Source organism: Prevotella disiens, assembly GCF_900454955.1.
Classification (GTDB): domain Bacteria; phylum Bacteroidota; class Bacteroidia; order Bacteroidales; family Bacteroidaceae; genus Prevotella; species Prevotella disiens.
On record NZ_UGTL01000002.1, the window covers coordinates 521,649 to 535,277 of the forward strand.

Annotated in this window: 9 protein-coding genes; 5 read left to right on the forward strand and 4 right to left on the reverse strand. The window is 39.2% G+C overall.

Features of this window, described 5'->3' with window-relative positions:
* Positions 1-1,179: 1,179 nt before the first annotated feature.
* Positions 1,180-1,833 carry a 7-cyano-7-deazaguanine synthase QueC gene (gene queC, locus DYI03_RS12665; protein ID WP_021668176.1) on the reverse strand — a complete coding sequence of 218 codons (654 nt, stop codon included), beginning with the start codon at positions 1,831-1,833 and terminating at the stop codon, positions 1,180-1,182.
* 212 nt (positions 1,834-2,045) lie between these two features.
* Here queC and DYI03_RS12670 point away from each other — a divergent pair, with 212 nt between their 5' ends.
* Positions 2,046-3,296, forward strand: coding sequence for a phosphoglycerate kinase (locus DYI03_RS12670; RefSeq protein WP_021668178.1), 1,251 nt, complete (start codon positions 2,046-2,048; stop codon positions 3,294-3,296).
* A gap of 643 nt (positions 3,297-3,939) precedes the next feature.
* On the opposite strand, the gene DYI03_RS12675 is transcribed toward DYI03_RS12670, so the two are convergent.
* From DYI03_RS12675 to DYI03_RS12685, 3 genes are all read right to left on the reverse strand, one after another.
* On the reverse strand, positions 3,940-5,463 hold the full coding sequence (locus tag DYI03_RS12675; protein ID WP_021669102.1) for a peptide MFS transporter: 1,524 nt from the start codon (positions 5,461-5,463) through the stop codon (positions 3,940-3,942).
* Positions 5,464-5,494: 31 nt separating this feature from the next.
* Positions 5,495-6,244 (reverse strand): porin family protein, encoded by a 750-nt coding sequence (locus tag DYI03_RS12680; RefSeq protein WP_004356478.1) that lies wholly within the window; start codon positions 6,242-6,244, stop codon positions 5,495-5,497.
* Positions 6,245-6,311: 67 nt separating this feature from the next.
* Positions 6,312-7,694, reverse strand: coding sequence for a PBP1 and LysM peptidoglycan-binding domain-containing protein (locus DYI03_RS12685; RefSeq protein ID WP_004356496.1), 1,383 nt, complete (start codon positions 7,692-7,694; stop codon positions 6,312-6,314).
* Positions 7,695-7,841: 147 nt separating this feature from the next.
* Between DYI03_RS12685 and DYI03_RS12690 the strand changes: the two genes are divergently transcribed.
* The 4 genes from DYI03_RS12690 (at position 7,842) to uvrA (ending at position 13,347) form a co-directional block, all read left to right on the forward strand.
* Positions 7,842-8,912 carry an AAA family ATPase gene (locus tag DYI03_RS12690; protein WP_021669101.1) on the forward strand — a complete coding sequence of 357 codons (1,071 nt, stop codon included), beginning with the start codon at positions 7,842-7,844 and terminating at the stop codon, positions 8,910-8,912.
* Positions 8,909-9,574 (forward strand): DUF4276 family protein, encoded by a 666-nt coding sequence (locus tag DYI03_RS12695; protein ID WP_004356482.1) that lies wholly within the window; start codon positions 8,909-8,911, stop codon positions 9,572-9,574. Before DYI03_RS12690 ends, DYI03_RS12695 begins: the two co-directional genes overlap by 4 nt.
* A gap of 13 nt (positions 9,575-9,587) precedes the next feature.
* The gene (locus tag DYI03_RS12700) at positions 9,588-10,283 is read left to right on the forward strand and encodes a gliding motility-associated C-terminal domain-containing protein (RefSeq protein WP_021669099.1); all 696 of its coding nucleotides are present in this window, start codon (positions 9,588-9,590) and stop codon (positions 10,281-10,283) included.
* A 232-nt stretch (positions 10,284-10,515) separates the two neighbouring features.
* Positions 10,516-13,347, forward strand: a complete 2,832-nt coding sequence (gene uvrA, locus DYI03_RS12705) for an excinuclease ABC subunit UvrA (RefSeq protein ID WP_021669839.1) — start codon at positions 10,516-10,518, stop codon at positions 13,345-13,347.
* Positions 13,348-13,629: the final 282 nt, after the last annotated feature.

Here is a 13,629-nt window from a genome sequence, read left to right on the forward strand (position 1 = left end):
AGTTTAATTATAAATTCATATCTTTGCTATATAATAAAATGTAAAAGTCATCATTTACAAAATTCTCAAAATGGGGAATAGTTATATTTGGTAGAAGAAAGCATTCAGGAAGTATATAAGGATTGAGAAGAACACTATTCGGCTATAAAGTTAGCATAAGAGAGGCAGATAGTGTGAAATTGATTTCTTAAATTAGAGGACTTCAATAAGTAAGGTAATTTTAGGTAGCAAGATTGCAGAAGGGATTGTTTAAAAGGATAGAATAAAGAGTAGTTTCATAGTATTTAAATTTATTAGGAAATGCGCACTTTCAATAGCTAACGTTGGGAGTGCGTTTTTTTTATTTTTGCCTTTTTCTTGACATAATGTAAACTAAAAAACGAAATAAATAGTAATAGGGAAATAAAAAACAACTTTTTGCGGTGTTATTGCATGCGGTTTTAAAAAATGTTAAGTGCTGGAAATTACTTTTAAAAAGTTTGTTCGTACAAAAAAGATACATTACCTTTACACTCGTTATCCTGAAACAATCTTAATAAACCTAATGGGCTAATGCCTAAAAAATGTATTAGAAACGGAGAACTGTGAAGTTCGCCGTTTTTTTTATTATTATTAGAAACATGAAACGAATGGTTGAACTTGTGAAAAAGTCATGCTCGTATATGTAGCACGATTGTTTGATTTTTAAAACAATAGGTTTTGAAAGGCAAAAGAGCCTATTTTAAGCACAAAAATAGACACTTTTTATAAATTAAGATGGGGGGCATTAGCAAGCTGGCGAAAAACGTTCTTTTTCAAAGTGCGATTTCTCGCCACGAGCATGTACAAATTTCGTTTCACTCATTTGCATGCTTCGTCTGGCTTAACGAAATCGTTCTCTTTTAGAGTGCAAAATAGCTGCTTTCTGGCAAGTTATGATACTTTGTAGGGGCGTGATTTTTTCGCTTTGCTCAACAACTCGTATCACGTTCCTAATACACTAAAATTTGCGGAGAGGAACGTGATAAATCACGCCCCTACAAAGTATCATTGCTCGAAAGGTTCTATTTCTCGCCACGAGCATGTACAAATTTCGCTTTGCTCATTTGTATGCTTCGTGTGGCTTAACGAAATCGTTCGTCCCTACGCCAACTTGCTGTCCGTTTCCTTGCTTATTTTTTCCTAATTTGATAGATTTCCTTAGGCTTCATACTCCGTTGGGTCGTCAATCCCAGCTTGTTGGAAGGCTTCTTTTCGTTCAACGCATGTGCCACATTTGCCACAATGGTGGTTGCCGTCTTTATAGCAACTCCATGTTTCAGCGTAGTCGATGCCTAATTTTGTGCCAATGCTGACAATATCGGCTTTGGTGATGTTGGTGAAAGCGGCTTCTATGCGCGTGTTGTTGAACGTTCCTGCTTGGGTTGCAGCAGTCATGGCGTCAATAAATTCGGGGCGACAATCGGGATAAATGGTGTGGTCGCCACCATGGTTGGCAATGTAAATGCGGTTAAGATGATGACTTTCGGCAATGCCCGCAGCAATGGCGAGCATGATTCCATTACGAAAAGGCACAACGGTCGATTTCATATTGTCTTCTTCGTAATGCCCTTCGGGAATTTTGTCAGACCCTTCTAAAAGCGAACTTTTAAAATATTCGTGCATGAATTGCAAAGGTATGACGATGTGGCGAATGCCCAAACGCTTGCAATGTAAGGCAGCGAAAGGCAATTCTTTGCTGGCGTGGTTTTGTCCGTAGTCGAACGAAATGGCTAATGCTATGGTGTTGGCCTTTTGGTGGAGTAGGGTAATGGAGTCAAGTCCACCGCTTACGATGATAATCGAATCTTTCATTTTTTTCTGTTTATGATGTTTTGTGCTAAAAATATTATTGTCTACACTTTGCTATCATTATTGTCTACCGACTTGACGCACCTCAACAATATTGATAAGCAAGTGCAAAATTACGAAAAAAGATTTCGTTTTGTTCTCCCGATAGGATATTTTTTAGTAAATTTGCCGTATTAAGAATGTATTCAATATAATTAAAATAAAAATCAAACGAGATGAAAATTAACGATTTCAACTTCGCTGGACAGAAAGCAATTGTCCGCGTGGATTTCAATGTGCCATTAGATGAAAATGGTAAAGTTACAGACGACACACGTATTCGTGGTGCCTTACCAACTTTGAAGAAAGTGATTGCTGATGGTGGCGCACTCATTATGATGAGCCACATGGGTAAGCCAAAAGGCAAGGTGAAGGCTGAACTTTCATTGGAACAGATTGTTAAGAACGTGAGCGATGCGTTGGGCGTGCCTGTAAAGTTTGCTAAAGATGCAGGAAAAGCAGAGGCAGAAGTAGCAGAATTGAAGAATGGTGAGGCTCTTTTGTTAGAAAATCTTCGTTTTTATGCTGAAGAAGAAGGCAAGCCAGTAGGCGTAGAAAAGGGTACTCCAGAGTATGATGCTGCTAAAAAAGAAATGAAAACTCGTCAGGCAGAGTTTGCTAAAAAGTTGGCTTCATACGCTGACGTTTATGTAAACGACGCTTTTGGAACTGCTCACCGCAAGCATGCTTCAACAGCCGTTATTGCTGACAACTTCGATGCCGACCACAAAATGTTGGGTTTCCTTATGGAAAAAGAAGTTACAGCTATCGATAGCGTCTTGAAAAATGCGCAACACCCATTCACAGCCATTATTGGTGGTTCAAAGGTTAGCTCTAAATTGGGCGTAATTAAGAACTTGTTGGATAAGGTGGACAACCTCATTATTGGTGGCGGTATGGGCTATACTTTCATCAAAGCACAAGGTGGCAAAATTGGAATGTCGCTCCACGAAGACGAATTGATGCCTGAAGCATTGAGCGTAATGAAGACTGCAAAGGAAAAAGGTGTTAATCTTTCACTTTCGGTAGCTACTATTTGTGCGCAAGAATTTTCTAATGATGCAGAGCGTAAGCAATTCCCAATCAACCAAATTCCTGATGATTGGGAAGGTATGGACGCTGCTCCAGAAAGTCTTGAAATATGGAAGAAGATTATTCTCGACTCAAAAACAATTCTTTGGAACGGTCCTGTTGGCGTGTTCGAACTCGATAACTTTGCACATGGTACAGGAGAAATCGCAAAATATGTTGCCGAAGCTACACAAAAGAACGGAGCATTCTCGCTCGTTGGTGGTGGCGATTCAGTAGCCGCAGTAAACAAATTTGGTTTGGCTGACAAGGTTTCATACGTTTCTACAGGTGGTGGCGCAATGCTCGAAGCTATCGAAGGCAAAGTACTCCCAGGCATAGCAGCTATCGAAGGCTAATAGATTACACATTATATTATAGAAGGAAGAAAGTTTGCCATAAACTTTCTTCCTTTTTTCTTTTGTATTTCCCCTTAGGTGGGTTCTAAAAATTAGCTTTGTTTTAATTTGCTTTTCTTTTTGTGAGCAAATTGTCAATGAGTAAGGGCGCATAGCGAGCTATGCAACCGCACGAATTGGCGATTTGAACCAAAAAGAAACCAAAGAAAAACAAAACGAAACCCATATCCTAAGTATATTTCTTTCGGTGGTAATTTTTAGAACCCACCTTTATAGTTTTCCCCTTTTTTGGGCTCATTAGAAATTGTTTTCAGGTCAGCGAGGAACGTTAGCAGATTGGCGTAGGGGCGGAGGTTTCCTCCGTTCCGCATATAGCAAGTCGGTTGTAGGGGCGGAATTTCATTCCGTTCCGCACAAGTAGCTTCGTAGGGGCGTGATTTTTTCGCAAGCTCAACAACTCGTATCACGTCCCTCACAACCTTTGAAGAATTAATGAATTGGGCATTTTTCTGTGAGGAACGTGATAAATCACGCCCCTACGAATCTACTTTTTCACCACAATATCCCTTTTATGATAGCAAATAAAAACTCCCCAACCTTTTGCAAGGCTGAGGAGCGAAATATACTACTTATTATAAATTTCTTATTTTGCTACTTTCTCCAATTTGCCCATTACTGAGAACATGAAGATAGCAGAGAGGATACAGAGAACGATGAATACGCTCCATACAACCCACAATGGAAGTGAACCCCAAAGGAAGCCACCAACACTTACGAGGAAGTTACCCAAAGCAGTTGCAACGAACCAACCGCCCATCATAGCACCCTTATACTTAGGAGGAGCTACCTTAGAAACGAATGAAATACCCATTGGGCTGAGCAACAACTCACCGAAAGTAAGCACGAGGTAAGTACCAATCAACCAATTAGGAGATGCAAAAGTCTTTGCACCATCGGCTGCTACCTTTTGAGCATCAGGTGAGTTAAGACCCATAGAAGCCAATAACATGACCACGAAACCGCAACCTGCAATCAACATACCGTAAGCAATCTTACGAGGAGCTGATGGTTCTTTACCCTTCTTAGCCAAAGCACCGAAGATTGCCATACTTATTGGAGTAAGCGCAACTACATAGAATGGGTTAAATTGTTGGAAAATAGGCGCACTAACATGAACTTCACCGTTAATTGTACCATACTTGTAGCCAATTACAGCCAATGCTGCGAGGATAACGAGAGCTGAAATGCCCTTAGCTTTTCCTGTTTTAGCACCAAAGAAAGCGAAACCAGCGTAAACAATGATAATTACCATGAAGAGGTTGATTACATCGAATACCATACTCTGAGCACCTTCTGCAGTAGGTTGTACAAACTCGTCGGCAAAGTAAGTAAGAGTAAGACCATTTTGGTGGAAAGCCATCCAGAAGAAAATAACTACGGCAAATACAAGGCAAAGCGCAACGATGCGTTCTTTTGTTTCTGCTGGAGAAAGTTCTTCAACTTCTGCGGCAGCCTTGTCGTCCTTCTTCTTTGCGCCACCTTCCAAATGCTTAAATCCTGGGCGGAAAGCATAGTAAATAGCGATAGAAAGAATCAACGAAGCACATGCTACGGCAAATGCCAAGTGATAAGCTGCATTAGGATTCATGTGCAATGAAGTTACTGCCCAGTCGTGAATTTTTACAGCAGCAGTAGGAGCAAACAAAGCACCAATGTTGATAGCCATGTAGAAGATAGAGAAACCAGAGTCGCGCTTGTCGGCCATGCCTGCTTCATCGTAAAGGTTACCTACCATTACTTGCAAGTTGCCTTTGAAAAGACCTGTTCCCAAAGAAATAAGAAGTAGGGCAGCAAGCATACTTGTGAACGCTACAGCACCGGTTCCCAATGGAAGTGCCAAGCAAAGATAACCAATGAACATAATCATGATACCTGTTGTTACCATCTTTCCATAACCGAACTTGTCAGCCAAAATACCACCTACGAGTGGTAAGAAGTAGACTAATCCGAGGAAAGTACTGTAAATTGCTCCTGCTGTTCCAGCTTCAAGACCGAAATTTCCTCTAAGGAAAAGGGCAAAAACTGCAATCATGGTGTAATAACCAAATCGCTCTCCTGTGTTGGCTAATGCCAATGCATAAAGACTTTTAGGTTGTCCTTCGAACATAATTTTAAAATTTTAGTTGTTATTAATTGATTTATTTGTTATTTTTACTTTTGGTAATGTCAAACAAGTAGGTCGCTTTGATAAGAAAACTTCCATTATTTGACTTTCCGAAATAGTCTTTTTTCGTGTTCCCATAGATGTTGCCCAATCCATAATAGTAGCGTGCTTCTAAAAGGAAATGACCAATATGGTCGTTACTATACTCTGTTCCCAAGCCAGCAGCGATGCCGTAATCAAATTTCTTTTCTACGGGCATGTTTTCCTGATTGGCTATTGTGTTGCTACGACCTGTCCCGTCGGTAGCTATATTTGGGGTTTCATAGTTCTTTGACGTTGTTTCGCTCACGAAAAAGCCGATTTGAGGCCCTGCTTGTACGAAGAAATTAAAGCCATTCCTTTCCTTTCCCCAAGCCAAATGAGCAAAAACAGGGATTTGAACGTAATTCAATGTGCGGGAATAGGCTTCTATTGCTCCGTTTTGGTTCATTACTTTTTCGCCCGTCTTTGTGCGAATATCTTGGTTCCACCCCATGGCGGTGTAGTTTATTTCGCCATAAATCGAACAAATTGTATTGAAATATTTTTCGCAAATATAGCGTACAGAACCACCAAAGGTCATTCCTTTTTTCATAGTTTGCGATACTCTTGGCGCAAAACCAACATTCGACATGACAAAACCAGCGTTACCACCAATGGAAAGGTCGTTACGATGCTCTCCCACTTGTGCCTTTGCTACAAGCGAGAGTAACAATAATAATGCTGTAATTATCTGTTTCTGCATGTTTTATAGTATTCTTTTTCAACCCTTCTTTGAAGGTCTTTCGTGTTTTCTCTGCCGCTGTTTTCAACTAATAAACTAAGTTTTCCATCGTTTGGTCGGCTTTGAAGTGCACCAATTGGAAGTGATTATTGATGTATCCGCCACTTCCATACCGCTCAAAATTGTAGTGCGTTTGCAGCGGAGCGTATTTCACATCGGTGCTATTGCCTTTAAAATTCTTACCTTTATTCTTTAATCCACGAACGAAGAATTGTGCTTGGTCGTAGCCTATAATGGCAAAACGTGGAATGTAAGTGTTGCGCATGGGTTCGCCAAACTTACTTTGATAGAGCTTTTCCAACGCTTCCGTTTTCCGAGCTGCCTTATTATAATAGTAGGTCGAAGGAATGTAAACTCCGTATTTAAAGTAATTTGCTAAATTATATTCTTGGTACATAAACCATTCGTTGTAACCATACATCGAAATGGCAATGCCTGGATTAGTGCGTTTCAAAGAATCTAATTTGGCGAAAACCTTATTTAAATATGGACTTTTCTCCGAATTTATGACAATTACGTTGGGCTTTGATGTGCTAAAATTCTTCGCAAAATCAACCTGAGGCGTATTGATACTTGTCAGTTTGTATGGGATTTTAGCTCTTTCCAGATTCTTTCTCAGTTCGCTTGTGAAGTTTCCAACCTGACTATCATTGTCGTTACAGTTGATAAAGATGGGTTGATGCGTCTTTTGGAAACGTTCAAAGAAACATGCTATCGCCTTTTGATTCAAGCGAAAGTTGTCTTGATAGACTTGGAAAATATTTGGATTAACGCTAGCTTCCTTTGATTCTATTGAGAAAGGAATGACCATTTTAATGCCATTTTTCGTACAGAAATCCCCTAAATGCTTCACTTGATTGCTATAAAGCGGACCAAAAATAATATCTAAATTGGCTGCATTTTGCTCTGAAAGCGTTGTGCGAATATCAGCATCTATCGGTACATTCCATGCGTGAACGTCCGTATTGATACCTTCTGCCTTCATTTGTTCCAATGCCAACAATAGACCTCTGTAATATTCCACCATGCGTTTGCCGTCGCCATCGTTGTTGTGTAAAGGCAACATAACACCTATTCTAATGACATTTGAAACAGGCGCAGCCACAGATTTTTGCGGCTTTGGCGTGTTGGTTGTAATGGTTGTAGGTTTTATTTCCGCTTTCTTGTCGTTTCCTTTTGCGAATGGAACAAAAATCCATGAGCCTTTCTTGAGTTCATAGCCCTCTTGTTTCATTTCTGGATTTGCGTCAAGTAGCTCTTGTATGCTGACACCATAGTCTTTGGCAATGCCAAAGATGGTTTCTTTTTTCTTAACCTTATGAATATCTCTCCATATCGTCGTTTGCGCTGCAGCTTCGATAGTGAAGGCTAAAACGAATATAAAAAGAAAATATTTATAATAAAGTTTCATATTTCAACGTTTTAAGTTTATCACATTGCAAAGATACAAACTATTTGTTTAATTCTTGCATGAAAAGATGCTTTTATCTAAAAAAAATAAGTACTTTTGTAAACGCATCGAGCATTCTTTAAAGATAAAGTTTAGATTATATTTTTTATGGATTATATTGAGATTAATGGTTATAAGTCATTGAAATCGGTTCGACTTGACATTAAGCCGATAAATATTTTAATAGGAGCCAATGGAAGTGGGAAAAGTAATTTTGTCTCTTTTTTCGAGTTTCTTAATAATTTGTATCATCAAAACTTATCAATTTATGTTGGCTTAAAAGGTGGGGAGGATAAAATTTTATTTCGTGGAAAGAAAATTACCGATGAGCTTTCTTTTCATATAGAATTTAATGAAGGTGTAAATGGATATTCTGCGACTTTAAAAGCAGGTGATGAAGGCTTTATTTTTTTGAATGAAAATCTAATTTATCAAGGTAATCCAAAAAAAATTAATGGAGGCGACAAAGAAGCGAGAATAAAACAGACTGATAATTTCCGAGCAAAGTATGTTATCAAATATTTAAATGGATTTAGGAAATATCATTTTCATGATACAAGTTCGCAATCTCCTTTTACGCAATATAGTAGTATAAAAAACGATGCGGCTTATTTTTATGCTGACGGTCGAAATATTGCAGCTTTTTTATATTATATTCGTGAAAAAAATAAAATCGTTTACAATAGAATTGTTAAGAATATACAATCTGTAGCTCCATATTTTTCTGATTTTGAGTTTTATCCAAATGAAGAGTCATTATTGCGTTTGCAATGGCGGGATAAGTTTAGTGATGTTATTTATGGTGCTAATGACTTTTCTGACGGTACATTACGCTTTATTGCTTTGTCCGTTCTTTTTCTACAACCTAACTTACCTGACACTATTATTATTGATGAACCAGAGTTAGGGTTGCACCCTTTTGCTATTACGAAATTGGCTGGAATGATAAAATCTGCATCAAAACGAAATTGTCAAGTCATTGTTGCTACCCAGTCTTCTGATTTAATTAGTCATTTTGAGGCAGAAGATATTATAACAGTAGACCAAGTAAATGGAGAATCGAAATTTTGTAGACAGAGTTCCCAAAACTTAAAAGTTTGGCTTGACGATTATTATACGATAGACGATTTATGGAAACGTAACATGATAGAAGGAGGTCAGCCTAATCAATGCTTATGAAACGACTGATTATAATATGTGAAGGGCAAACTGAACAGGAGTTTTGTAATGTTTTGCTTGCACCTTTTTTCTCTCAGATAGGCATTTCTTTGCAAGCACCGCTTATCAAAAAATCGCATGGCGGCATTGTTAATTGGGATAGTTTAAAGAGTGAAATAGAGAAATATCTTTGTTGTGAGAAAGATGTTTTGCTTACAACGCTGATAGATTATTATGGAATAGAAGCTTCTCATAGGTTTCCTCAATGGAACAAAGCACAAGAGATTGTTGATAAATGTAAGCGTTTAGATTTCATTGAAGAGGCAATGAAAAATGATATAGACGAAAACCTTTGTGTCAGGTTTATGCCTTATATTCAGTTGCATGAATTTGAGGGATTACTCTTTAATAATAAAGAAGTATTTTACAATCAAATAGCTGCTGAAGAGTTAGTTGGAAAAGATGAATTAGAGTCTGTTTTTAATGATTTTGATAACCCTGAAATGATAAATAATAGTGTAGAAACTTCGCCAAGTCATCGGTTAGAACGCATTATCAAAGGTTATAATAAAATTGTTTATGGTGTTTGTTTAGCTGAAGCAATAGGTTTGGCTCGAATAAGAGAAAAGTCGCCTCGATTTAATCGGTGGTTAGATATTTTATGTGCGGCTTTACAGAAGTAAAAGATAAGAGAATATGAGGTCAATAATTTATAAAATATCCTTGTTTTTGGTGGCATTTCTATTTGCTGCTAATGGTTTTGCGCAATCGTGCGAGCCATACGGGACATACACGAATGAAGAAGGCAATACGGAAACGATTAATTCTGCACAAGGTTTTTCTGGTTCTGCTCCTTTAACGGTCGATTTTGTTGCCAATCCTACTGCTGATTATCCTGCTGGAACGCAGTTTGAATGGCATTTCTTTCATCAAAATAATCGAAAAACAGCCTTTTTGGTGCGTTACGAAGCCAATACACAATATACTTTTACGGAAGCTGGTTCGTTCCAAATAAAGTTGTATGAAATATTGGGTGCTGATACGGTAAATATTTACGACCCCATTGTTGTTTCTATTAGTGAAAGCGAATTGATTATGCCGAATGCTTTCTCGCCTAATGGAGATGGTATTAACGATGTTTATAAGGCAAAAAAAGGATTTAAAAGTATTGTAGAATTTCGTGCAATCGTCTTTAATCGTTGGGGACAAAAGCTCTATGAATGGACTGACCCTGCTGGTGGTTGGGACGGAAAGTTTAATGGAAAAGACGTGGCGCAAGGTGTTTATTTTGTGAATGTAAAGGCAAAAGGTGCCGATGGGCGTATTTTTCATATCAAACGGGATATTAATTTGTTGCGCAATTTTACAGAAACGACCAACGCACAACCTTAAAGGTGGGTTCTAAAAATTACCACCGCAAGAAATATACTTAGGATATATGGGTTTCGTTTTGTTTTTCTTTGGTTTCTTTTTGGTTCAAATCGCCAATTCGTGCGGTTGCATAACTCGCTATGCACCCTTACTCATTGACAATTTGCTCACAAAAAGAAAAGCAAATTAAAACAAAGCTAATTTTTAGAACCCACCTTAATTTGATTTGCAAGACGATTAACAAAAAGATTGAATGAACGATAAAATAGAAGTTTTAGGGGCAAGAGTACACAATTTAAAGAATGTTGATGTAACGATGCCTCGTAATTCCTTGATTGTTTTTACAGGATTATCGGGATCGGGAAAGAGTTCTTTGGCGTTTGATACTATCTTCGCCGAAGGTCAAAGACGTTATATTGAAACTTTCTCAGCCTATGCTCGCAATTTCCTTGGCGGTATGGAACGCCCTGATGTGGATAAGATTACAGGACTTTCGCCTGTTATTTCTATCGAACAAAAGACAACCAACAAGAATCCACGTTCTACGGTTGGCACGACCACAGAAATTTACGATTATCTGCGTTTACTTTATGCTCGGGCGGGTATTGCCTACTCTTATATGAGTGGCGAAGCCATGATAAAATATACCGAAGAGCGAGTCGTAGAGATGATTCTTGCCGATTATGCCAATCAAGGAATTTATATTTTAGCCCCATTGGTGAGAAATCGCAAGGGACATTATCGTGAATTGTTCGAGCAAATGCGCCGTAAAGGCTACCTTTATATTCGTATTGACGGCGAAATTCTTGAAATAACACGAGGAATGAAGGTCGATAGGTACAAGAATCATAATATTGAGGTGGTTATTGATAAGTTAAAATTGGGGGCTGCCGATGATGAAACTTTGAAAGAACGCTTAGCCAAAACTGTTTCTGTTGCTATGAAACAAGGCGATTCGCTCATTATGATTGTGGAAAAAGAGAGCGGTGAAGCCAAATATTTCTCGAAACGTTTGATGGACCCTATCACAGGAATTGCTTACAAAGACCCAGCACCCAATATTTTCTCGTTCAACTCTCCCGAAGGTGCGTGTCCGCATTGCAAAGGATTGGGAAAAGTGAGCGAAATAGATTTGAACAAAGTCATTCCCGACACGGCATTAAGCATTCACGAAGGGGCGATAGTTCCTTTGGGAAAATACAAGAACCAAATGATATTCTGGCAGATAGCTGCGTTGCTTGAAAAGAGTGAATGCACCTTAAAGACGCCTATAAAAGATATTCCCAAAGAGGTTTTAGACGAAATTCTTTACGGCTCGTTAGAGAAAGTTCGCATTTCAAAAGACCTTGTACACACTACTTCTGATTATTTTGCATCGTTCGATGGTGTGATAAAATACCTTCGTTCGGTTATGGAAAACGATGAAACAGCAGCGGGACGCAAATGGGCTGACCAGTTTATTGCCGACCGTGAATGTCCTGAATGTAAGGGGCAGCGTCTCAATCGTGAATCTTTGTCGTATAAAATATGGGATAAGAACATTGCCGAATTGTCGGCTTTGGATATTACCGACTTGAAAGCATGGATAGATAGCGTAGAGGAACATCTTTCGGACAAGCAAAAACACATTGCAACCGAAATATTAAAGGAAATTCGCAAGCGCATTAACTTCCTTTTGGACGTAGGTTTAGACTATCTTTCATTGAACCGACAGAGTGGAACACTATCGGGTGGCGAAAGTCAGCGCATACGTTTAGCAACCCAAATTGGCTCGCAATTGGTCAATGTGCTTTACATTCTTGACGAACCTTCTATCGGTTTGCATCAACGAGATAACGACCGATTGATAAAATCGTTACGCGAATTGCGCGACCTTGGCAACACGGTGATTGTCGTAGAACACGATGAAGACATGATGCGTGCTGCCGATTGGATTGTCGATATTGGTCCAAAGGCGGGCAGAAAGGGTGGGGAAGTTGTCTTCCAAGGAACTTACGACGAGATGATGAAGACCCACACGCTCACAGCGCAATACCTCAATGGCGAGCAAAGCATTGAGATGCCTACTGAACGCCGCAAAGGAAATGGCAAATCTATATGGTTGAAAGGTTGCAAAGGCAATAATCTGAAAAATGTAGATGTAGAATTTCCTCTTGGAAAGCTCCTTGTTGTAACGGGAGTGTCGGGTTCTGGCAAGAGTACATTGGTAAACGAAACCTTGCAACCTATCCTCTCGCAACATTTTTATCGTTCGCAAAAACCGCCTATGCCCTACGAAAAAATAGAAGGAATAGAGCATATTGACAAGGTAGTCAATGTAGACCAAAGTCCGATAGGGCGCACACCACGCAGCAATCCAGCCACTTATACAGGTGTGTTTTCCGATATTCGCAACCTTTTCGTCAATCTTCCCGAAGCCAAAATACGTGGCTACAAGCCAGGTCGTTTCTCTTTTAACGTAAAAGGTGGGCGTTGTGAGGGTTGCGGTGGCAATGGCTATCGCACCATAGAAATGAATTTCTTGCCCGATGTAATGGTTCCATGCGAGGTTTGCCATGGTAAACGTTACAACCGAGAAACCCTTGAAGTGCGTTTCAAGGGGAAATCTATTGCCGATGTGTTGGATATGACGGTTAATATGGCAGTTGAATTTTTCGAGAACGTACCTTTAATTCTTCCGAAAATAAAGGCTTTACAAGATGTTGGTTTAGGTTACATCAAGTTAGGACAAAGTTCTACTACCTTATCGGGAGGCGAAAGCCAACGTGTAAAACTTGCTACCGAACTCTCGAAGCGTGATACGGGTAAGACTCTCTACATTCTTGACGAACCCACAACAGGTCTTCACTTCGAGGATATTCGTGTGCTAATGGGCGTATTGCAAAAGTTAGTAGACCGTGGCAATACAGTGATTATCATCGAACACAATCTTGATGTCATAAAACTTGCCGACCATATCATTGATATGGGACCAGAAGGCGGTCGTGGCGGTGGTATGGTTGTTGCAACGGGTACACCTGACGAGGTAGCCAAGAACGAAACAAGCTATACCGCACCATTTATTAGGCGATTTTTTCAGTCGTAACTAAAATGGAGTAGTATGTTTGTTGTTACCTTTTGCACCTTTTAGACTTATTAAGTATTTTGTTCTAATGCTTAATGTGCCTATTTTTCACTTCAAAACAGCCTATTTTGCACGCCAATATAGGCTCTTTGGAAATCGATAACAAGTTGTAGGGGCGGAATTTATTCCGTTCCTCTCACCAGATTTTGTAATTATTACATGGGAAACACCGTTTTTGATTAAATGGAACGGACAGAACATCCGCTCCCTATAACCCAATTGATAAAAAAATAGCAGGATTTA

Coding starts and splice junctions, on each gene's coding strand:
- DYI03_RS12670 (WP_021668178.1), top strand. CDS start 2,046: ATGAAAATTAACGATTTCAACTTCGCTGGACAGAAAGCAATTGTCCGC.
- DYI03_RS12685 (WP_004356496.1), bottom strand. CDS start 7,694: ATGAAACTTTATTATAAATATTTTCTTTTTATATTCGTTTTAGCCTTC.
- DYI03_RS12695 (WP_004356482.1), top strand. CDS start 8,909: ATGAAACGACTGATTATAATATGTGAAGGGCAAACTGAACAGGAGTTT.
- DYI03_RS12680 (WP_004356478.1), bottom strand. CDS start 6,244: ATGCAGAAACAGATAATTACAGCATTATTATTGTTACTCTCGCTTGTA.
- uvrA (WP_021669839.1), top strand. CDS start 10,516: ATGAACGATAAAATAGAAGTTTTAGGGGCAAGAGTACACAATTTAAAG.
- DYI03_RS12675 (WP_021669102.1), bottom strand. CDS start 5,463: ATGTTCGAAGGACAACCTAAAAGTCTTTATGCATTGGCATTAGCCAAC.
- DYI03_RS12700 (WP_021669099.1), top strand. CDS start 9,588: ATGAGGTCAATAATTTATAAAATATCCTTGTTTTTGGTGGCATTTCTA.
- queC (WP_021668176.1), bottom strand. CDS start 1,833: ATGAAAGATTCGATTATCATCGTAAGCGGTGGACTTGACTCCATTACC.
- DYI03_RS12690 (WP_021669101.1), top strand. CDS start 7,842: ATGGATTATATTGAGATTAATGGTTATAAGTCATTGAAATCGGTTCGA.